Source organism: Streptomyces sp. NRRL F-5122 (assembly GCF_001507435.1).
Lineage (GTDB): Bacteria > Actinomycetota > Actinomycetes > Streptomycetales > Streptomycetaceae > Streptomyces > Streptomyces lannensis.
On record NZ_LMWH01000026.1, the window covers coordinates 26,077 to 47,366 of the forward strand.

Consider the following 21,290-nt stretch of genomic DNA (forward strand, 5'->3'; position numbering starts at 1 on the left):
CGGGGGCCGATCCGGCCGTCAAGCCGCCCAGACCCGCTCCGCGTAGTCGACGAAGTTGCGGCCCATGATCTTCTCGATACGGCCGGAGGAGTATCCGCGTTGTTCCAGCAGTCGGATCAGTTCGCGGAACTGGTCCACACCGCGGAGATCCACCACGAAGGGGAGGGTGTCCGCTCGTTCGCCCGCTGCCGAGACACCGGCTTCCTGGCGCTGCGCGACGTGTTCGGCCAGTCGGGCCCGGTAGGCGTCGAGGTCGTCGATGGCGGTGACGGGTCCGTCGGTGCCGATGCCCACATGGTCCTCGCCGCACACGTTCACCGCGTGCACGATGTGCTCGACGACGTCGGCTGCACGGGCGTGGCCGGTGGGGTTGAGAAAGGGCATGGAGTAGATGCCGACGAAGCCGCCTCGTGAAGCCACGAGCCGCAGCTCCTCATCCGATTTGTTGCGGGGCAGGTCGGTCAGTGCGCGGCAGCCCGTGTGGTTGATCGATACGGGCACACGGGAGTGCACGGCGGCGTCCAGGCAGGTCTGCTCACCGCTGTGGGAAAGGTCGACCATGAGGTGATGGTCGTTGAGGGCATCGATCACCTCCCGTCCGAACGAGGTCAGTCGTGTGGTGGCCGGAGCGGCCGAGCCTCCGCCGAGGCGGTTGGCCTGGTTGTAGGTCAACTGCACCACGCGGACGCCTCGCTGGGCGAAGGTGGCGATGCGGTCTGCGTCGTCGCCGACGGCCACCGCGTTCTGGAATCCGTAGACGACGCCGATCCGGCCGTCGCGCCGCGCCGTGCGGATGTCGGCGACGGTGGTGACCTTCAGCAGGTCGCGGGTGTGGCGGGCGACGATGCCGTCCCAGACGTCGATCTCGTGCAGAGTGTGTTCGTAAGGGGGAAGATCGCCCATCACATAGCCCAGGGTGATGTTGACGGCGGTCAGTCCTGAGGCCCGGGCGTCGGCCAGTGTGCGCGCGTCGATGCTGAACTGTTCGCTGGGGGGGTTCAGATCTGCGGCCGCCTCCATCGACTGCGGGGCGTTGGGGTTGTCGAGTTGGCCGAGCGCGTTGATGATCATCGGGGTGCCGGTCAACGGTTCTCCCGGGTGCGTTCGATGGTGTAGGCGCTCCGCGGGAAGCGGCGGCCCCGCTTGACGGTCAGGGTGATCGTGCGAAGGTGGTCGATGTCCGCCAGCGGGTCCTGGGCGAAGACCGCGAAGTCGGCCAGTTTTCCCGGCTCGACGGTGCCCGTGAGGTGGTCCACACCGGCGCTGCGGGTGCCGACGAGTGTCGCGGAGCGCAGTACGTCCCGGGTCGGAATGCCGCAGCGGCGGACCAGGAAGGCGAGTTCCTCGTACAGGGCGGGGAAGGGGTCGTCGGGGTCGGTCTCGTAGTCGGTGCCGGTGGCGAGTTCCACGCCCGCCCGGTGCGCCTGGGCGGTGAGGGCGATCGCCAACTCGGTGTTGCGGCGGGCTCGTTCGATCGCCGCGGGGTCGTCGTCCACAAGTGCGTCGGCGGCCCACATTCCTGCGGTCGCGTCAAGGACGGTGCCCTGCAACCGCATCCGGGCGAAGAGCGCGTCGAGTCGTGGGTCCTGGCCGGTGACGAGGGCCGCGTGTTCGACGGCGGGTTTGTTCTTGTAACTGGTCAGCGGGCCGGTGGACGCCTCGTGGGCCAGCAGGGTCACATGCGAGACGGTGTCCACGCCTGCCTCGACGACCTGGCCGGGGGTGGCGGGGAAGACGGTCGCATGGGCCCATACCGCTATGCCCTGTCGATGTGACTCTGCGGTCACGGCGGCGACGAGCGCGGCGTCGAGGTCCGCATAGATCTTGATGGCCGAGGCGTACGTGCCGCGGGCCAGGGCCACCGCCAGGGGCAGGTCGGTCGTGTCGGTGATGGCCTGCATCCAGGGCACCTGTCCCGCGGTGGCGCCCTGTGTCACCTGGTGGGTTCGCACGTCGTCGAAGAAGCTCGGGCCGGCCATCAGCGCCGCATAGTGGATGTCGGGGCCGGCGATCTCGCCCACGCGTGTGGCCCGCGCGAGGTCACCGACGTGCCGGAGGTCGTCGGCCATGTCCCGCACACCCGTGACGCCGCCGTACACAAGACGGCGCAGGACGGCCTCGGCGACCGGGCGATCGGGCGGGGTGGCGAGGTGCTGATGCGCGTCGATGAGGCCGGGCGTTGCGAAGTGACCGCTGAGGTCGACGACTTCGGCGCCGTCGGCGAGGGCGGCCGCGACATCCGCATCGTCGGCGACGGACCGGATCACCGGGCCGTCCACGACGATCGTCATATGGGGACGGGGGGCGCTGCCCGTCCCGTCGAACAGTGTGAGGCCGCGGTAGACCACCAGTTCTCCGGTCTCGGGCGGCGCGAACGACGTTGCCGCCCCGGCACTTTCGTATGTCACGGTCACCACACTCTCGAGCTGTTACGCTCTACGTAACAAACATCTCGCCATATGAAACGAGCTGTACCCTACCTCTGAACCACGGCTGAGGGCACGCCCCCGTCGGCACGGTTCACCGAAGACATCGGGAGGGGTTTTGATGCCGCAGGCACAGCGAACGGCCGTGGACAAGGCGCTGGACCTCATCGAGGCCGTGGCCGCAGCTCCCCTGCCTCCCCGGCTGACCGACCTCGCCGAGGAGGTCGGACTGCACAGGGCCACCGCCTACCGGATCCTGGTGGACCTGGTCCGTCGCGGCTGGCTCCTGCGAGCCGACGACCGCTATCTGCCGGGTACGGCCGTCCTGCGCCTTTCGGCCCGGGCGGCACACAATTCGCTGACCGTCCTGGCCCGTCCGGTGCTGGAGGACCTGTCGGCGCGTACCGGCATGATGGTCAATCTCCAGGTCCTCGACAGCGACGGTTCCCGGGTGGTGGACGTAGTCCGGCCGGATCGCCTGGCGATGATCAGCACCCTCCGCGACGAGACCCTGCCCGTGCACCGCTTCGCCGGACCACTCGCCCTGGTGGCGGCCCTCGCTCCCCAAGCACGCGGCCCCTACCTCGACGTGGCCCGGAAGGCGGGACACCCGCTGGACGGAGCGGCGGGGCTGCTCGCCGACATCGAGCACGCCGAATCCACCGGGTTCGCCGTCGAGCACGGCCGCAACGAACAGTTCGTGGCCTCCGTGAGCCGGGCCGTCGTCCCCCTTCCCGGCGCGCCCGTCTGCGCCGTCACCGTGGTCGGGCCGGACGCCGAGATCGACGCGGAGCGGATGAGACGGCTGCAGGAAGAACTCGCCGTCGCCGTGGACACCCTCGGCGAGCTGTTGAGCGGCCCGAGCGCACAGGCCGACGCACGATGAACGACATCCTCGTGCTGGACAGGGCCGCCACCGCGGCCGCGCTCGCACCCCACCGCCTCATGTCCGCCGTGGCCGACGCGCTCGTCGCCGTCGCCCGGGACCACGCCTCCGCGCCGCCGCGGATCGCGGCATTCGCACCCGGCGGGCTGCTCGGCGCCATGCCCGGTTACGTGCCCGGGCTGGGCCTCGCCGCGAAACTCGTGTCGGTGTTCACGGACCCCGACCACCCCGGCCGCAGCACCCATCGGGGCATCGTGGCCCTCTTCGACTCCGAGGACGGCCGCCCGCTGGCCGTCATGGACGCGGAACCCATCACGGCCTGGCGCACCGCGGCCGCCGCCACGCACAGTGCTCTGGCCCTGGCCCGGCCGGGCCCCGCCGTGGTCGTCGGCACAGGTGCCCAGGCCCGGGCCCAGGTCTCCCTCCTCGCCTCGCTCCGGCCGGCCGAGCCGGTGACCGTCGCAGGCCGTGACCATGCAGCAGCCCGCGCCACGGCAGCCCTCCATCCCGGGGGCCGTGCCGTCGACGGCATCGAGGCGGCCGTACGCGCGGCGACCACCGTGTACTGCTGCACCGGAGCGACCCGCCCGGTCCTCCCTCGCCACTGGCTCGCCCCGGGCACCCATGTGAGCTCGGTCGGCGGCTCCCACGGACCCGAACTGGACCCCGAGACCGTACGCGACGCCGCGCTCTTCACGGAGTGGCCGGGGGCCGCCACAACACCGCCACCCTCCGGCGCCCACGAGCTGCAAGGACTGCCGGCGGACCGCGCCGTCACCCTACTGGGATCCGTACTGAGCGGGGATGCCCCCGGGCGCCGCTCCCCCGACGAGCTCACCGTCTTCAAGTCCACCGGCCACGCCGCCCTGGACGTGGCGGCGGCGTACGTCGTGCACCGCACCGCGACCGGCGGCTTCACGAAGGACCCACTTCCGTAGCCGCGTCGGGCCGCTGGACGCTTCCGCGCGCGTGACGGTCTCAGCTTGGAGCTGCTGCTGGACTGACCGGAGCGCCGAAGCCGCCGATGGCCGACCGCCGCGAACTTCTGTCCGGTGTTCAAGAGTCGGACCGCCACACGACGAGCCGGGCGTGCAATCACTGAATCAGGCGCTCCGATGCGGGCCCGCAGGCTCCGCACAGGCGGTGCTGAAGCAGGCCACTGGACAAACCCCGGGAGCCGACAGTGAGCTTCTGGCAATCTGCTTGTCGTGTCCGCACGAAATGGAAGACTGCCCCGGCACCGCGCCTGGCCCCTGACCACCACCGACATAAACGAGTGCCTCGGGCCTTACACCGGCCGCGTCACGGACCTGCGGTTCCTCACGGGGCATGACAGCGGGACCATCGTCCTGGGCGCGGCATGGGTCGCTGCCAACCCCCGCAACCACGGCCGCGGCATCCACCCGGACATGGTCGGCTTCCGCATCGACGTCCACCCGGTCGATGCCACTGATCGTGCGGCAACCCGCGCCGTTCTACGGGCGCATGCCCTCCCGCAACTCCACGAATGGATCGCGCAGGCGGCCACTGCCCACGAGACCTGGCAGTCGACCGACCACCAACGCTACTGGCGGCTGACCGACGGCCACCTCATGCACGGCGACGAAGCATGAGACCGGGTCGGGACGACACGCACACCCCCGCATGAGCGAGGTCACGCGGTCGGGTTCACAACCAACCCGTGGGCCGCACCGGGAAAGCCCATAACCTGCGGCATCGTCGATCGCGGCCTGCGGCGACTCCTCCGGGTTGTGCGCGAAGTGATCCCGGTGGGTGCGACGGCGACGAGGGACGAAGCCTCCGCTCAACGGCCGCCGCCGGTGAGGCGTTGACCGTCCGCACGGCCGGAGGAGGACGCGTTTGTCGACTCGTCCGACCACACCAACACCTGCCGCTCGTAAGGCATTGGCGTCGGCAAGACCACACCAACGCCTCGTCAGCGACAGCCGACCGAGCTGGGCCGGCTGCCTCCCCTGCTCTGCGCATGAGGCCGAGCTCATTTCGGCCATGCAACTCTGAAGCGATTATTGCGAAGTTTCCGCTTCATACCTACGTTTGATGCATGCGACCGAAGCACGAGCCCGAGCAGATCACCGACCTGTCAAGGTTGAGGGCGTTCATGAACCCGCTGCGGATGCAGCTCTACCGGCTGCTGTACGCCGCGGGCGGCGCGACCGCCTCACAGCTCGCCGAGCATGTCGACGAGACGCCGTCGCTGGTCAGTTACCACCTGCGCAAGCTGTCCGAGCACGGCTTCGTGACCCAGGCGAGCGGCCGGAGCACCGACGGCCGCGAGCGGTGGTGGGAGGTGGCATCCGAGGAAGGCTGGGGATTTCGCGACTCGGACTTCACCGACACCCCGGAAGGCGCCTCCGCCGTAGGCGCGGTGACCCGAGGGATCTTCGACACCCGCGTCGCCCAGTACCGCACGTATCTCGACCAGAAGTCGGCCTGGGGGAAGGCATGGAATGACGCGGCCTTCAGCTCAGAGTGGCTCCTCGATCTCACTGCGGCCGAACTCGCCGAGATGAGCGACGAATTCGAGGCGCTGGCACGGCGCTGGCGGGAGCGCGGCAAGGCCGCCAGGACGGCCGGCGACACCGAGGACCGCGAGCACGTGTCCGTGCACCTCTACGGCTTTCCCTTCCGGCCCTGACCCGGCCGTATCCCCGACTCGCTGGAGCGTGCCATGCCCACCGCGGAGACAGTCCTGCCCGAGCGCAGTACCAAACCGGCTCACCGAGACGGCAACGTGCTGCGTTGGCTCACCGCGTACACCGCCTCCCTCGTCGGCGACAGCGTGTACTTCGTCGCCTTGGGCTGGTCCGCCCAGAAGGCCGCCGGCCCTGCCGAGGTCGGCTTCGTCATGGCCGCGGGGGCGCTGCCCCGCGCATTACTCATGCTCGGCGGAGGCGTGGTGGCCGACCGGTTCGACCCCCGTAGAGTGATCCTTGGCAGTGACGCGGCGCGCTGTCTCCTGATCCTGACGGTCGCCGGCGCCATCGCGCTGACAGCACCGACTCTGTGGATCCTGGTCTCGGTGGCCCTCGTATTCGGTGCCGTGGACGCACTCTTCGTACCCGCTGTCGGGGCCCTTCCACCACGCATCACCAGCCCCGACCAGCTGGCCCGGGTCACTGGCCTGCGCTCGCTGTCGATGCGCCTCGGCCAGATCGCGGGCCCGCCGATCGGTGGTCTGGCCATGGGACTCGGTGGACCTTCGGCCGCCTTCGCTGTCGCCGGGCTGCTCTTCGCCCTGACCCTGCCGCTCCTGCTTGCGACACGGATACGGCACCTCGGGGGGCAAGACGCGATGCAGCAGCCGGGGCCGCCCGGCACGGTGGGCAAGGACCTGCTCGACGGCCTGCGCTACATCCGCCGCCATCGCCTCATCGGCCCGCTCGTCGTCGTCGGCGCCATCTGCGAACTGGGCCTCACCGGCACCTTCAACGTCGGCATGGTGCTCCTCAACGCCGAACGCGGATGGGGCCCCTCCGGCTATGGCTGGATCATCAGCAGCTTCAGTGCAGGAGCGGCCGCCAGCGCCGCGCTCCTCACCATCGTCGGTTGGCTCCCTCGTGCCGGACTGATGCTGGCCGGGACGTTGCTCGTGGGCTGCGCGGGCGCGGCGACCATCGCGCTCGTACCTGCGCTATGGCTCGCCGCGGTACTCGCCGCGGTCATCGGGCTGAACGCAGGTGTCTTCGGCAGTCTGGACAACGCCCTCATCCAGACCACGGCGGACCCGGCCTACCTCGGCCGTGTCACCTCCGTCGTCATGCTCACCGTCGTCGGCCTCGCCCCCCTCAGCTACCCGCTGGTCGGCGCTGCCATCGGGGTCTGGGGCGCCGCCCCGGTGTTCATCGGCTGCGGCATCTTCGCCGGCCTGGGTGCGGTCATCGCCCTCTCCTCCGACGCGGTGCGCCACGCCGAACTGGCCCGGCAGCGGCCACGCGTGACCACCTGAGCATCCCAACCGCATCACGGAACCCGGCCCTCGGCGGAGGCGGCAACTGATCTTGAGCAACAGCGCGTCCGGTCAGCGAGCCCGCGCAGAGACGGGCCTCGAGAGTGAGGGCCTTGGGCGCTTGGGTTCGTTCATACAGGCAAGAACTGCATGAGCAAGTCGACGTGGAAGGAGTGGAGTTGGGGTTGCCGACTGGCTCTCGGTCGCCTCTCCGACGCTGCCGTCAGGGCTGTCGGGACGAGGGTGCGCTCGGCGGAGTGGAGTCCGCGTCCTGATCGGGTTCGGTCGAAGCGCTCCAGCTGGCAAGCAGCTTCAGGCTTTCCTCCGCGGCGGTCCCGGAGGGTGCGCTGTAGACGACCACGCTCAGGCCGCTTTCGTCCGGCAGACTCATGGTCTCCTGATCGAGTTCCAGGTCGCCGACGAGCGGATGGTTGAGGCGTTTTGTGCTCTCGCGGAAGACATGCACGTCCTGGGATCCCCACATCAGGCGGAAGGCGTCACTGCGGGTGGAGAGTTCACCGATCAGGTTCGTCAGTTCCCGGTCGTAGGGGCTTCTCCCGGCCTCGATGCGCAGCGCGCCCACAGCGAAGCGGGCCATGCGCTCCCAGTCGACGTAGAACCGCCTGGCCGCAGGGCTGAAGAATGCGAACCTGGCAACGTTCCCCCCACACGTGGAGTCGGCGTACATCTCCGAGTACAGGGCCCGGCCCAGCGAGTTGGCAGCCAGCGTGTCGAGTCGGTTGTTCATGACGTACGCCGGCAACTGCGGCATTCCCTCGACGATGCGCATCACGCTCGGCCGAACCGTCGGCCGCATCTGCTGCCGACTGGTTCGGCCCTGAGGCGCCGGTCCGGCAGCGCGGGCGAGGTCGTACAGGTACATGCGCTCGGTGTCGTCGAGTCGCAGGGCGTGGGCGAGAGCGTCCAGCACGCTGTCGGAGACACCCTTGAGGTTGCCGCGCTCCAGGCGTGTGTAGTACTCGACGCTGACCCCGGCGAGCGTGGCGACCTCGGCCCTGCGCAGACCGGGCACCCGTCGCTGACCGTACGTCGGCAGGCCGGCCTGCTCAGGGGTGATCCTGTCGCGTCGGGAGCGGAGGAATGCGCTGACTGCGTCCCGGTTGTCCATGAGGACCAGATTAGGCAGGCCGGGCGAGGGATGGGGGGTCCCTGCCATTACCTCTCACGGCAAGGACTCCCCCGTCCCGGCCGCCTGCCGTTGCATGGTGCGTACCCCGATCCTCGGGGCCCGACCGGTGGGAGGGGAGCGTGCTTCCCGGCCGGCCGACCTTTCCCGTACCGGGTCCGCGAGAGGGCCCGGGTACCGACAAGGCTGAAGGAGCGCACAAGATGAACGACCGGATCCGGACGACGGCGCAGAGTCCCGCAGATGTCGTGCGCGAGTTGTATGCGGCGCTGCGCAAGGGCGACGTGCCGGGTGTCCTGGCCAGGCTCGCGCCCGAGGTGATCGTCGACGAGCCGAACCGGCTCCCCTACGGCGGCGTGCACCAGGGCCGTGACGTGTTCGTGGAATCGGTCCTGGGCGCGATGATGGGCTACGCCGACGTCGCCATCACCGAGGCCGAGGTCTTCGAGGGCGCGGCGGGCGTCGTCGGAACGCTCACCGGTACCCTCACCGCCCGCTCCACCGGTGAGGAGTACCCGCTGACCATGGTCGAGATCCACCAGGTCGAGGGCGGCGCGGTGCACAAGATCGACGTCTACACGAAGAACCCCGACGAGCTCGCCGCGTTCTATGCACGGGCCGAGGCGGGCACCCGCTGAGGACAACACTTCGATTCCGGCCGGGTCGCCCCCTGTGTGGCGGGCAACCCGGCCGACTCGAGTCCAGAGCCGGGCCTTGCGCGCGAATGCTCGCCGCCCCCTGCCGGGCCTTGAGGACCGTGTCGACGGCACGGTCCCCCGAGTGGGGCTCGACGCCCTCCACGCCCATCGCCCGGAGGGCGTGCGCTACGCCTCTCCGAACTCGTGGTGGCGCGGCGTCAGCGGGTGATCGCCTTGGTCTCGAGGAACTCCTCGATTCCGGCGCGGCCCATCTCCCGGCCGTTTCCGGACTGCTTGTAACCACCGAACGGCGCTTGGAAGTTGTGCTGTCCACCGTTGACGTCGACCTGGCCGACGCGAAGGCGCCGCGCGATCGCCATGGCGTGTTCCTCGTCGCCGGTTATGGCCGCGTTGAGGCCGTAGACGGTGCCGTTGGCGATCTCGACCGCATGATCGTCGTCGGTGTAGGGGATCACGACCAGGACGGGACCGAAGATCTCCTCCTGGGCGATGACGGAGTCGGGGTCGACGTCGGAGAAGATCGTGGGCCTGACGTAGGCGCCGGTCTCAAAGCCGTCCGGGCGGCCGGGACCGCCGACCACCAGCGTGGCGCCGTCGGCGATACCGCGCTCGATGTAACCGTCCACGCGTCGGCGCTGGGTCTCCGATGCGACCGGACCGATACGCGTCGCCTCGTCCGCGGGGTCGCCCACGGTGTACTCCCCTGCGGCCGCGCGCAGCTTCTCGACCACCGTCTGCTGCAGGTCCTCGGGCACGAGCAAACGGACGTAGGCGCCGCAGGCCTGACCGCCGTTGGCCCAGGCGTAGGCGAGCCCGCGTGTGACCGCGAAGTCGAGGTCGGCGTCGGGCAGGACGATGTGGGCCGCCTTGCCGCCGAGTTCGAGCGCGACCCGTTTGACGGTGTCGGAGGCGGCGACCGAGACGGCCTTGCCGGCACGGGTGGAACCGGTGAAGGAGATCATGTCGATCTTCGGATGCCGGGCGATGGCCTCCCCGACGACAGGACCTGTGCCTTGCACGATGTTGAACACGCCGTTCGGCAGACCGGCCTCGGTGGCGATCTCCGCGAACATGCGGGCGCTCAGGGGGGAGAGCTCCGACGGCTTGAGGACCACGGTGTTGCCGGCCAGCATCGCGGGGACGACCTTGGTCACCAGTTGCTGGAGTGGGAAGTTCCACGGGGTGATGGCCCCCACCACGCCGATCGGCTCATGGATGACGAGCGAGTTCTCGATCACCTCCGTCCACTCGAACCCTTCGGCGGCTGTGATCGCTGCCAAGGTCGACGCGACCGGGAACCCGGCCTGCGCCTGTCGCGAGAAGGTGATGGGCGCGCCCATCTCCGCAGTGATCGTTTCGGCAAGTTCCTCGGAGTGCTTCTGCATCCCCTCGGCGAGGCGTCGTATGACGGCGATGCGGTCCTTCGGCGACGTGGACGACCATCCGGGGAGGGCGGCGAGTGCGGCGTCCACGGCCTGGTTCACGTCTTCGGCCGTGCCCTCGTGCACCGAGGCGATCACCGAGTCGTCGGCGGGGTTCACAACTTCGATCAGCGGCCCGGAGCCCTGGACGGCGCGGCCGTCGATCCAGTGGGACGGGGCGGGAAAGGGAACGTCACGGGTTTCGTTCATGGTGCCAAGAAAACCTCGGCTGCCCTGCCGCATCCATGTTCGGCCATGCCCATGATCTGCGTCACTGTGCCGCCCCGCCCCTCGGCGCCGACCGGCCGGGCCGGACCACGGGCGGCCCGGCCACCCGGCCACCCGCGGACGGTCGACATGCCCCGGTCGTCACGGGTCAGGCGCGGTGCTTGATCCACCGGACGGCCCGGCTCTTGGGGAGCCGGGCCGTCCCGTCCGCGCGCCGACGGATCAGACCAGCTTGACCCTGAAGATCTGCTGGGTCTGGTCGCGCTGCGTACGCGTCGCGCCACGGTCGCTGGTGAAGACCACGACGCCCCGGTGCAGGGCGGGCCAGGTGTTGTTGCCCTGGTGGCTCACCTGGGAGGCGCCGGACCAGCCCTTGTCGGAGTCGAGGGTGGCGGTGAAGACCTTCCACCGCCAGTCCGTCGAGCGGGAGTCGTACCAGACGGCCCGTATCGTGCCGTCGGGGTCCACCCCGAGCCTGGGCCGCTGGCTCATCGCGTCGGCGTTCAGGGCGACCTGCTCGAACGCCGTCCATGTCGATCCGCCGTCGGTGGAGCGGGCCGACCGGAGCTGGAGGTTGGAGCCGGAGCTCTGCAACGCACCGCTCTCCCAGATCGCGACGAACGTGCCGTGCTCGTCCACGGTGAGGCCGGGGTGCCGGTCCGAGCGGTCGCCGACCTTGCTGACCTGGACCGGGTTGCTCCAGCTGTGGCCCGGTGCCTTACGGACCGACGCCAGAATCTGCCAGTTGTCGGGGTCGGTACCGCCACTTGCCGGCTGTCCGGCGGGCGGGGTGTGGCCGGTCCACAGCGGGTCCGGGTCGTAACGGTCGTCCTGCCAGCTGACCACCGCTCGCTTGTCGTCGTGGACGGCGATGACCGGGAACAGCGAGGCGGGGTAGCGCGGGGAGCGGGCGTCGGTGGGCACACCGGGACTCGTCGCCTTGCCCGCCGCGGAGATGTTCACGGCGGCCTTGTCGACACCGAGGATCTGCGCGTACACATCGAAGGCGCCCTCGCCGTTGTCGGACCAGGCGACGAGCGGGTGCTTGCCGTCGATCAACGCCAGCGCCGGGTTGATCGCACGCCCCTTGCTCTTGCTGATCTTCTGCGGGGACGTGAAGGAACTGCCGCCGTCGGTGCTGTGCGCCAGCAGGATCACGGGGCGGTGCGGCTGCTCCTTGCCCTGCTCGTCCTGCCAGACCACCCACACGTCGGCCGAGGCGGCGACGACGCGCGGGAATCGCGCGGTGGCCGAACGGCCGGACAGGGTGATGGACTTGGTGATCCTGCCCTTGCTGTCGAGCCGACGGTAGACCACCTTGCTCGCGTGGTCCTCGTGCATCTCCGCCACGATGTGCGTGATGTCGCCGACGACCGCGACGTCGGAGAATCCGGTGAACGTGCCCTGGTCTCCCATGACGAGTCCGGCCCGGTCGCCGGTGGTGTCGGCGGCCGGAAGCGCGATCTCGGGCCGCGGCGCGGCCGGGGCGCCCACGGAGACGAAGATCGGCGAGGTGGCACCGCGCAACTGGTCGGGCAGGTTCGGGTCGGCTTCGGACCCGGCGGCGCTGCCGGGTGAACGGGCCTCGACGCGGAACCAGCCGTGGTCCGTGCCCTTGAGTACGAGCGGCAATTCGTAGGCCTCGTTGGCCCGCTGCGGACGGAACGTCGCGATCGGGCCCGCGGAACGGCCGGGCGCCCCGTAGACGTGGACAGTGGTGCCCTTGCCGCCCCTGACCTTCACCCGCAGCATGGCCTTCTTGGGCAACTTGCGGTCGGTCACGACGACTTCGTCGCCGCCGATCGACTCGAACACGCCGTCACCGTCGGCGTCCGCCTCGATCGTGAGGAACGGCCCTGCGGTGTTCTGCGCGACCGTGGTGCGGCCGCTGCGGAACCCGTCGAGAATGCCGAGGACCGACCGCTGTGCCGCGAAGACGTGGGTGGTCGGCATCCCAGGGGCGTCGATGTCCCAGAGTTCGCGGAAGTGGCAGTCGCTCGCCGCCGCCACACCGAAGCGGAAACCCGCGTTCCAGCGGTTCTCCGCGTAGTCGACCTCCGCGTCCGGGTCGCTGGCGACGTTGAGTACCTCGACCAGATCCGCGCCCTGAACGCTGGCGTTGTCGTTCGGACCCGCGGCCGGCGTGTACTCGCCGTCGTCGGGGTGGGCCTGCGACCACACCGCCCCTGCGCGTGGGCGTCCCACACCGACTGCTGCACATGGCGGAATGCCGCGGAGCCGGGTGGGTTGGAGCCGTCGACGATGACGTCCACGTTGCCCAGCACAATGGCGTGGGGCGAGCCGTTCGCCTCCTCACCCGGGAGCAGCAGCAGTTTGGAGGACTTCCACTGGGGATCCCAGACCTGGTCGTAGGTCCGGTGGTCGGTCAGCGGCATGAAGTCGAGGCCGGCCTTCTCGCCCTGCGCGATCTGGTCCCCGACGGGAAGGTTGCCCGGGAGGGTCTGGTGGGACGTCTGCCGTGGGCCGCTGCCGTCCGAGGAGTGGTCGTCGTGGACGTGGGTGTCGCCCGCGAGCCACTTGCCCTTGGGTGCTTTCGCCCGGTGGTTGCCGGGGCTCGAGGCGGGCGGCTTCGCCTTGTCGGCCGGCTCGGCGGTCGATCCGGTGGCCGCGCCCGCGGTGCCTGCGCCGGTGCCGACCGCCGCGACCGCCGCGACCGCGGCGCCCGCCACGGCCACGAACTTCCGGCGGGTCAGGTCTGCGGCCTCGGCCCTGCGGTTCGGGTCCTTGGGCTCCCTTGATGTTTCCATCTCGTTCTGCGCCTTTCGTTCACCGCTCCCGTGCGAAACGGTGTCAAGTCGCCGAGACGCTAGGAAGCCTCGTCTTCCACGACATGAACCGCCCACAAATCATTCGCGGTGATCACACGAAATGATGCGGAGCGTGAGCGGTGGTCCGCTATGCGGCTGGACCGGTAACGCCCCCGTTCACCTGCGGAGACGAGGCGCGAGCCCGTCCGGCGGCTCACCGCCGGTCCCCTGCGCCGGTGGTGGGCGGGTGTCATATGGCGGCGCTGCCGCACCGGGTGCGCGCACACCGGGTCCTCCTTCGCCCCGTTCCGGTGCGGGGCGCCGAGGAACCTGGTCTCGCGACGGCCGTCCACGACCGCAGCGCGGGTACGTTGCCGCCGGCACCGTATGCACGGGCGGGATATTCGTGTGCCCCGATCGGCACTGCGCATTACCCTTGGCGCCATGAACGTCACAGGCCGCGGCATCACCGTCACCGCGCGAGCGACCAGCTCGCCGGTTGCCGCCGTCTGACCTTCTCCCTTTCCCATCGGCGACCGGAAACGGCCCGTCGGTGGTTCCGTGGCGTTCCGATGACCCTGCCCCGGTGTGACGACCACGCGGTCCCGTTGTCCGGTGCCTCCGACGCCAAGGAGTCACCCCTGATGAACACCGAGCAGATCATCCACACCTTCGTCGAGTACTTCGAGGAGCGCGGCCACCGCCGCATCACCGGCTCGACGCTGCTGCCACCTCCCGAGGACTCGGTGCTGTTCACCACCTCCGGGATGCATCCGCTCACCCCCTTCCTTGAAGGCCGCCCCCACCCACTGGGCAGTCGGCTGGTCAATGTGCAGCGCTGTCTGCGGACGACGGACCTGGAGGAGGTGGGGGATCCCACCCATCTGACGGTCTTCGAGATGCTCGGCACCTGGTCCCTGGGCGATTACGGCGGCCCGCAGAGCCTCGACTGGGGGTACGGGCTGCTCACGGAAGGGCTCGGTGTCGACCCGAGCCTGCTGCACGCCACCGTCTTCGGCGGCGACGACCGGATCGGACCGGACACCGATTCCCTGCGGCTCTGGCAGGACCTCGGTGTGCCCGTGGAGCTCACCGTGGAGGACAACTGGTGGTCCAACGGACCCGTCGGCCCATGCGGGCCCGACTCGGAGATCTTCCTGTGGAGCGGCGACACCCCGCCCCGTTCGACGCCGACGCGTGACGACCGCTGGGTCGAGGTGTGGAACCACGTCATGATGCGCCACCGGCGACTCGAGGACGGCCTCCTTGTGCCGCTCCCCCGGCCCAACATCGACACCGGGCTCGGACTGGAGCGCCTCGCCTCACTGCTGCAGGGCAAGTCGTCCGTGTTCGAGTGTGACGTCTTCGACCTCTGGCGCCGGCTCGTGCCGGCCGTGTGGCCCCTGGACGAACGCTCGCTCCGTCTCGTTCAGGACCATCTGCGCTCGGCCGTCGTGGTGATCGGTGACGGGGTACGTCCGGCCAACACCGGACGAGGCTATGTGCTGCGCCGCCTGATGCGACGAGTACTCACCGCGCTGTGGCGGGACGATCCGTCGCGCCGACTGGGAGACCTGCCGGACGAGTTGGTCACGCACACCCTGGACCACTTCCGGCAGGACGTGGAACCAGGCGATGTGCGTCGTCAACTGCTCGAGGAGGAACGCAGGTTCAGCCGGCTCCTGGAGCGCGGGCGCAGAGTACTGGCCCGGTCCCGGTTCCAAGGCCCGCTGAAGGACGAGGACTTCGACTATCTCCACGACACCCATGGTCTGCCACGCGATCTGGTGATGAACCTGCGAGAGCAATGAACGCGGTGGTCCGGTCTCCGGCTCACCTGCCGGGCCGGGCCGGTGAGGCACCGCCTGATGCGACGGAAACCGACGAGGGGACGGGCGGCACCGCCGACCATGGCGGTGCCGCCGCCCGCCGGCTCCGCGTGGGCTCCACCTCCCAAGGAGGGTGCTTTGGCCCCGGCACCGGGGGCCGGTCGGAACCAGCGCAGGACGACTGCCTCATCGGCATGGTCGCCGCCAGGCGGGTAGGAGTGACCGGGCGGGAGGTGCGTATGACCGGGTGGTCGGCCCCTTTGTGGGACGTGGACAACGGGCAAGGGCTGCGGCAGGCTGCGGAGCTCGGGCTCGCGCTGCTGTTGTCGAGTCTGATCGGCTGGGAGCGAGCGGCGCAGCAGAAGAGTGCGGGCCTGCGCACCCACACCCTGGTCGGCATCGCAAGTGCACTGATGATGGAGGTCTCCCAGCACGGCTTCACGAATGTCCTGGGGCTGGACCATGTCGCCTTCGACCCCTCCCGGGTCGCGGCGCAGATCGTCTCCGGGATCGGCTTCATCGGGGGCGGCCTGATCTTCGTACGCAGGGACGCCGTCCGGGGGCTCACGACCGCCGCGACGATCTGGCTCACCTGCGCTGTCGGCATGGCCTGCGGTGGTGGGCTTCCCATCCTCGCCATCTCCGTCACCGCCGTGCACTTCCTCGTCGTGCGGGCTACCCGCGCCTCTTCGCCCGCATCATCCCCGCCACCACAGCCACCACGATCGAGGCCCGTCTCACCTACCGCACCGGCCGAGCGCTGCTGCCACAGCTGATGGAGACCTGCACCCGGCGAGGCTTGCGCATTCTGCAGGTCAGGGCCGAGCGGCTCCCCGGGCGCAGCGACTCCGCGGCCCGCGTCATGCTGGAGCTCGAAGGGACCACCGACACCAGTCGATTGGCGTCGGCGCTGTTCCAGCACGAAGGCGTCCTCGACGTCGAAATGGTCACCACCGACGAGGAGTGAACGGTTGACGTCACCGGCCACCCGCCGCTCCTTCCGTGCCGCGCGAACGGATCGGCCGGAGGTGCCGCCGACTCCCCCGGAGCTGGGGCGGACGGCTGAGGCAAGGGCCCCCGGATACAAGCGCGACGAATAACGGCGGGACGGCCAAGGGCAGGGCCTTCTCGGGCGCGTCCGGCAGAATGGCGGACCCCGTGAACCGGCGTCGCCTCATGGCTCGGTCCGACTGTTCCTCCTGCCGACCACCGGAACCTGCAAGGTGACCGTGGTACCCGCCCCCGAGACGCTGCGGAACTTGAGCTGAGCGTCGATGAGGTCGGCGCGCTCGTGCATGGCGGAGAGGCCTACACCCCGCAGTGCGGGGGCTGGTGAGGTCGCCGCGCGCAGAGCGGGGCGGCGTCCGGAGTTCGGAGACTGCGCCATGCCGCACCCGTTGTCGGCCACGGTGAGTGTCACCGAGCCGGTGCCGCTTCTCATGCCGACGGTGATCCGGGAGGGGTCGCCGTGCTTCACCGCGTTGGTCAACGCCTCCTGCACGATCCGGTAGGCGTGTGCCTGCGCCGTCGGGCGCAGCAGGTCGCCAACGCTGCCGTCCCCCCAGGGCATCTGGAAGTCGACGCGCACGCCGAAGGTCTCTGTGGTCCGCCGGCACAGTGCCTGCAGGGCCGGACCCAGTCCCAACTCGTCCAGCACGGCCGGTCGCAGATCCACGATCAGGTGCCGCAGTGAGGTGATCTGGTTGCCCACCAGACCACGGGCCTGCTCGATGGCGCTGCGCATGGCCTCCGAGTGGCCGTCGGTGGCAGCGGCGGACAGCACCACCTGGACGGCACCCAGTTCCTGGAGGGTCTCGTCGTGAAGCTCGCGGGCCCAGCGTCGGCGCTCCCGCTCTTCACCGTCATGACGCGCTCGGAGCCGTTCGCGTTGCAGCAGCCTCCTGCGCTGTGTCGTATTGCGCCTCGTGGAGGCGGCGTACACCACCAGCAGCAAGGGGAGCACATGCAGCCCGTTGAGCAGGGGTTGCATGGTGATGCGCACCAGGCACGCCACGGCCACGAGCAGTGCAAGGGCCGCCGCCACCGCCAGGAGGATGCGTCCTCCCGAGCTGTTCAGCGGAGCTGCCACGACGTAGGACGTCGCGCTCGCCAGCGACAGGACGAGTTCCGGAAGCAGGGGCCCGTCGCTGATCTCCAGGGCGATCGCGGATACGAGCAGACATGTACCCGCTGCCTCGAAGACGAGGCCCGGGCGGCTCGGCTGCTTTCCGGTCATGCCACCAGTCCACGCTCCCGGGCCGCAGCAATCAATTCGGCCCGGGTTTCCTTACCGAGCTTGTCCCGGATACGGGCGCGGAAGTTCTCCACGGTCCGTACGGACACATACAGGCGCTGAGCGATCTCCTGGTTGGTGTGTCCCAGCGCCACCAGGGACAGGACCTCCGCCTCGCGTTCGGTCAGCGGTTCGGGCTCGGCGGCCCGCTGCGGTCCGGCCCCTTCGACGGCCAGCCGGGCACCGAGAGCGGGCTGCACATATGTGGACCCGCCTGCGACCTGACGGGCGGCGGCCAGCAGTTCCTCCGCGGCCGCCTCCTTGAGCAGATATCCCGAGGCGCCGCCGCGCAGCGCCGCCCGGGCGAACGCGGGGTCCTCCTGCATGGTCAGCACCAGGATCCGCGTGCCGGGGGACGCCGTGAGCAACTCGGGGATCATCGGCAGGCTCGACCGACCGGCCAGTGTCAGGTCCAGGACGAGAACCCCGGGACGGTACTCACGCAGCATGTCGAAGGTCTCGGGGACGGAGGAGCTCTCGGCGACGACCTCCAGCGCCGGGTCCTGGGACAGCAGCAGCCGCATCCCCGCCCTGACCACCAGATGATCGTCCGCGAGCACAACGGTGGTCTTCGGGGAGACCGACCGCTCGACGTCGGGAGACTGCACGTCCATAGCTGCCACAGTAGATCGGGCGCTGCTCTGCGGCAGCCGCCGATGTCGTCGATGCGGCAAACCCACAGCCAGGTCTGCGGCAGCGGCGCAGTCCCCTGTGGACGCACCGCACGAGAGGTTCACCACATCGCGGATGGCGTGTGTGGCCCGGCACCGATGCATTCCTCGGCTCGGCGATGGATCCTCGAAGGCGGTAACGCCCCCGTTCGACGCTCGAGGCAAACATGATGACGTACTCCCCTCACGCGTCCGCTCGACGGCATGTCTCTCCCGCCCGGGACGCCTTCGACATCGCCCGGCAGCTGGTCGACTCAGCGGTGCCAGACCTGGCCGACATCGCCGCCGTCGAGGTATCGGACGCCCTCTTCGACGAACGCAGTGCCTTGTCGGAGGCGGGCGCCTGCCAAGGCTTCCGGCGAGCGGCCTTCCGCGCCGTGTGCGGTCATGGTTCACGGTGCGCCTACCGGATCGGCGAGGTCAGCCGCATTCCGTCCGGAACGCCCTACCGGCGTACTCTCTCGGATCGGCGACCGCGGGTCATCGCGTCCCTTCCGCCGCAGGCTCACTGGCTCGCCCGCGACCCGGCCAGGGCCCCGCTGATGCACCAGGACGGGGTGCACTCCCTCATGGTGGTTCCGCTGGTCGCCCATCGCGTCGTTCTCGGGCTTGTGGCCCTCTACCGGTGCAACGGCTCGTCTCCGTTCGGGAAGGCCGAACTTCGGGCGGCGGCACGGCTCGCGGGCCGGGTCGCCCGGATGCTCGACGATGTCCATCGCGACCTGCGCGAACAGGCGATGGGACGCATCCTGCAGCATGCCTTGCTGGCGAGGCCACCGCACCTGACGGCGGTCGAGGATGTCCGGGGCCATGTGCCGGCGGACGGCGCTCCCGGCGGTTGGTTCGATGTCATTCCGCTCCCGGGCACCCGTGTGGGACTGTCCGTGGGGTCGACCGGTGGCCGCGGAATCGCCGCGGCGGCCGTCATGAGTCAGCAGAAGGCGCGAGTCGCAGCACTGGCGGCACTGGACGTCGAGCCCGTCGAGGCCCTGACCCACAGCCTCCGCCCCTCCACGGTCACCGCCACCCCGCCCCCGGTGGAAGGGCCGGCTGCCGACCGGTCCTCGGCGCAGACCCACTGTCTGTACGCGGTCTACGATCCGGTGACCCGCCGCTGCACCGCGGCCCGTGCGGGCGCGGCCGGCCTCACCGTCGTCGCCCCCGACGGTGACGTCACATCCGTCGGTCCCACCGCTTCGGACGCCGCCGACGGGGACGGTTACGACGTCGCCGTGTTCGACGTTCCGCCGGGCAGCCTCCTCGTCCTGAGCTGTGCAGGCGCCCCGGAGCAACGTGGCGATGCATCGGACGACCAAGAGGCACGGAACGGCGCCTGCACCGGTGGGGACGCCCGTCTGCCGTTGACCGGAAGGGGCGCGCACGTACTGCTCACCGCCCGCACACGGGCTGTCGCCCCCATGGACATCGCCACCTGGGAGCTGCCCAACGACCCCACCGCCGTGGCCGACGCACGTGACCGGACCGCGACGCAGCTGACCGCCTGGGGACTTCCCGACCTGTCCTTCAACACCACCCTGGTCGTGAGCGAACTGGTCACCAACGCGATCCGCTACTCCACCGGTCCGATCGGTCTGCGCCTCATTCGCGATGCCGCCCTGATCTGCGAGGTGTCGGACAACAGCAGCGCGGCCCCGCGCACTCACATACCGGCGCCGAACGACCAGGGCGGCCGCGGTTTGATCATCGTCGCCCATCTCGCCCGGGCCCATGGCACGCGCTACACGGCACCGGGCAAGATCGTCTGGGCGGAGCAGGCCATCGACGTGGCGTGAACACTCGGCCCGCCGGGTCAGGGCGCCCCGAGCTCGAACTCGGCCCGGTCCGATGCCACGCCATTGACCTGTAGCGACACTGCGTGCGGGCCCGGGTGATAGCGGCGAGTCGTGATCGGCCGGAAGGAGTGCTCACGGCTCACCTCGACCTTCTCGCCCGGGGCCAGCGTCCGGGTCGTGAGTTTGAACGTCTTGGAGCTCTGTGAGCCGTTGGCCTTGTTGTGGTGGACCACGTAGTCGATCGACAGCCGGGCCTCCTGGTCCCCCGCGTTGCGGATCGTCGCGGTGAAGCGCACGCTCCCGCCGAACGGCACGGTGATCCGGTCGAGCACCGGTCCGCCGATCTCAAGGGTCGCCGGAGCGAAGCCGAGCAGTTCCAGGGCGCCGGGGTGACCGCGCTTGACGAGCGTGCGCAGTCCATGGCGTACGAGCCGTCCGGTGGTAGGGGCCGGGTCGGCGAGCCAGTCACGGGCCGTCGCCACGACGAGGTCGGCCTGGTCACGGCTGAGGTCGTTCAGATGGTTGGCGACCGACCGCCGGACGTACTCGCTCTCGTCGCGGTAGAGGGCGTCGAGGACGGGCACGGTCACGCCGGGGCGGGCGATCAGCACCGGCACGCGGATCGCCCAGGGAAGGTAGGGCCGCGTGCCCTCCGAGGCGAGACGGCGCACGTCGCTGTCGGGCGACGCCGTCCAGTCGGCGATGATCTGCAGCGCCCGGTCGACGTCGTGCCGCAGCAGGACACGGATCGCGAACTCCGAGGTCAGCCGTCCGGTCAGAGCGGCCAGAAGCGTCATCGCGTCGTCGAAGGCGTCATCGGTCCCCTCCGCGACGGCTTTCGTGGCGATGGCGCTCGTGACCGGCCAGATGAGCCATCCGGTGAACGCCGGCACGCCGGCGTGAGCTGCGCGCACGACCCGCGCCAGCTCGGCGTAGGCCCCCGGTACGTCCGCGACCAGGGCGTCCCGCAGCAGGTCGGAGCGCTCGCGCAACGAGAGGGAGTCGAGTTGTTGTGCGGCCGCCCGCAACCAAGCGGGGTCCGCGTCGGGGAGCACGGTGCGGACGGCCTGGGTCAGCGTGTGGGCGGTGTGACCGTTGATGAGTTCGTCGGCAAAAGGCATGGTTTGTCTCTTCGGTTGATTCGAGGTGTGGCCGCGGGCTGACCCGGGCCCGGGCGGTGTCCCCGGCCCGGAATGCGTAGC

At 69.9% G+C, this 21,290-nt stretch carries 16 protein-coding genes and 1 pseudogene; 9 read left to right on the plus strand and 8 right to left on the minus strand.

All coding sequences use genetic code 11. The features are described from left to right. Positions 1–18 precede the first annotated feature (18 nt). Complete coding sequence (locus ADL25_RS05115) at positions 19–1,086, minus strand: dipeptidase (protein ID WP_059126414.1); 1,068 nt, start codon at positions 1,084–1,086, stop codon at positions 19–21. After that, positions 1,083–2,408, minus strand: a complete 1,326-nt coding sequence (locus ADL25_RS05120; RefSeq protein WP_234380586.1) for an amidohydrolase family protein — start codon at positions 2,406–2,408, stop codon at positions 1,083–1,085. The genes ADL25_RS05115 and ADL25_RS05120 overlap by 4 nt, the downstream gene beginning before the upstream one ends. A 139-nt stretch (positions 2,409–2,547) precedes the next feature. Here ADL25_RS05120 and ADL25_RS05125 point away from each other — a divergent pair, with 139 nt between their 5' ends. The 5 genes from ADL25_RS05125 (at position 2,548) to ADL25_RS05145 (ending at position 7,279) form a co-directional block, all read left to right on the plus strand. After that, positions 2,548–3,312, plus strand: coding sequence for an IclR family transcriptional regulator (locus ADL25_RS05125; RefSeq protein WP_059126416.1), 765 nt, complete (start codon positions 2,548–2,550; stop codon positions 3,310–3,312). Beyond that, the gene (locus tag ADL25_RS05130; protein WP_059126417.1) at positions 3,309–4,250 is read left to right on the plus strand and encodes an ornithine cyclodeaminase family protein; all 942 of its coding nucleotides are present in this window, start codon (positions 3,309–3,311) and stop codon (positions 4,248–4,250) included. The genes ADL25_RS05125 and ADL25_RS05130 overlap by 4 nt, the downstream gene beginning before the upstream one ends. Positions 4,251–4,520: 270 nt before the next feature. Continuing rightward, positions 4,521–4,925 carry a hypothetical protein gene (locus ADL25_RS05135; protein WP_059126418.1) on the plus strand — a complete coding sequence of 135 codons (405 nt, stop codon included), beginning with the start codon at positions 4,521–4,523 and terminating at the stop codon, positions 4,923–4,925. A gap of 449 nt (positions 4,926–5,374) precedes the next feature. Continuing rightward, positions 5,375–5,968, plus strand: coding sequence for an ArsR/SmtB family transcription factor (locus ADL25_RS05140; RefSeq protein WP_059126419.1), 594 nt, complete (start codon positions 5,375–5,377; stop codon positions 5,966–5,968). A gap of 33 nt (positions 5,969–6,001) precedes the next feature. After that, positions 6,002–7,279 carry an MFS transporter gene (locus tag ADL25_RS05145; protein WP_059126420.1) on the plus strand — a complete coding sequence of 426 codons (1,278 nt, stop codon included), beginning with the start codon at positions 6,002–6,004 and terminating at the stop codon, positions 7,277–7,279. A gap of 223 nt (positions 7,280–7,502) precedes the next feature. Here ADL25_RS05145 and ADL25_RS05150 read toward each other — a convergent pair whose 3' ends face one another. Next, a complete protein-coding gene (locus tag ADL25_RS05150; protein WP_059126421.1) occupies positions 7,503–8,408 on the minus strand; it encodes a helix-turn-helix transcriptional regulator in 906 nt (301 codons plus the stop codon). Between the two features lie 221 nt (positions 8,409–8,629). On the opposite strand from ADL25_RS05150, the gene ADL25_RS05155 reads away from it, so the two are divergent. Continuing rightward, positions 8,630–9,064: a nuclear transport factor 2 family protein gene (locus ADL25_RS05155; RefSeq protein ID WP_059126422.1), complete on the plus strand. Its 435-nt coding sequence runs from the start codon at positions 8,630–8,632 to the stop codon at positions 9,062–9,064. Between the two features lie 218 nt (positions 9,065–9,282). On the opposite strand, the gene ADL25_RS05160 is transcribed toward ADL25_RS05155, so the two are convergent. Both ADL25_RS05160 and ADL25_RS05165 read right to left on the minus strand, forming a co-directional pair. Next, on the minus strand, positions 9,283–10,716 hold the full coding sequence (locus ADL25_RS05160) for an aldehyde dehydrogenase family protein (protein ID WP_234380588.1): 1,434 nt from the start codon (positions 10,714–10,716) through the stop codon (positions 9,283–9,285). A gap of 240 nt (positions 10,717–10,956) precedes the next feature. Then, a complete protein-coding gene (locus tag ADL25_RS05165) occupies positions 10,957–12,939 on the minus strand; it encodes a hypothetical protein (protein WP_159044886.1) in 1,983 nt (660 codons plus the stop codon). 1,207 nt (positions 12,940–14,146) lie between these two features. Between ADL25_RS05165 and ADL25_RS05170 the strand changes: the two genes are divergently transcribed. Both ADL25_RS05170 and ADL25_RS05175 read left to right on the plus strand, forming a co-directional pair. Further along, a complete protein-coding gene (locus tag ADL25_RS05170; protein ID WP_059126518.1) occupies positions 14,147–15,313 on the plus strand; it encodes an alanine--tRNA ligase-related protein in 1,167 nt (388 codons plus the stop codon). A 257-nt stretch (positions 15,314–15,570) separates the two neighbouring features. Then, positions 15,571–16,298: pseudogene (locus tag ADL25_RS05175) on the plus strand (MgtC/SapB family protein). 207 nt (positions 16,299–16,505) lie between these two features. On the opposite strand, the gene ADL25_RS05180 reads toward ADL25_RS05175, so the two are convergent. Further along, positions 16,506–17,567, minus strand: coding sequence for a sensor histidine kinase (locus ADL25_RS05180; protein ID WP_059126425.1), 1,062 nt, complete (start codon positions 17,565–17,567; stop codon positions 16,506–16,508). Next, entirely contained in the window at positions 17,564–18,238 is a 675-nt protein-coding gene (locus tag ADL25_RS05185; protein ID WP_059126426.1) for a response regulator, read from the minus strand. The genes ADL25_RS05180 and ADL25_RS05185 overlap by 4 nt, the downstream gene beginning before the upstream one ends. Positions 18,239–18,465: 227 nt before the next feature. Between ADL25_RS05185 and ADL25_RS05190 the strand changes: the two genes are divergently transcribed. Continuing rightward, on the plus strand, positions 18,466–20,088 hold the full coding sequence (locus ADL25_RS05190) for an ATP-binding SpoIIE family protein phosphatase (protein ID WP_159044887.1): 1,623 nt from the start codon (positions 18,466–18,468) through the stop codon (positions 20,086–20,088). 17 nt (positions 20,089–20,105) lie between these two features. On the opposite strand, the gene ADL25_RS05195 is transcribed toward ADL25_RS05190, so the two are convergent. Beyond that, the gene (locus tag ADL25_RS05195) at positions 20,106–21,209 is read right to left on the minus strand and encodes a hypothetical protein (protein ID WP_059126428.1); all 1,104 of its coding nucleotides are present in this window, start codon (positions 21,207–21,209) and stop codon (positions 20,106–20,108) included. Between the last annotated feature and the right edge of the window lie 81 nt (positions 21,210–21,290).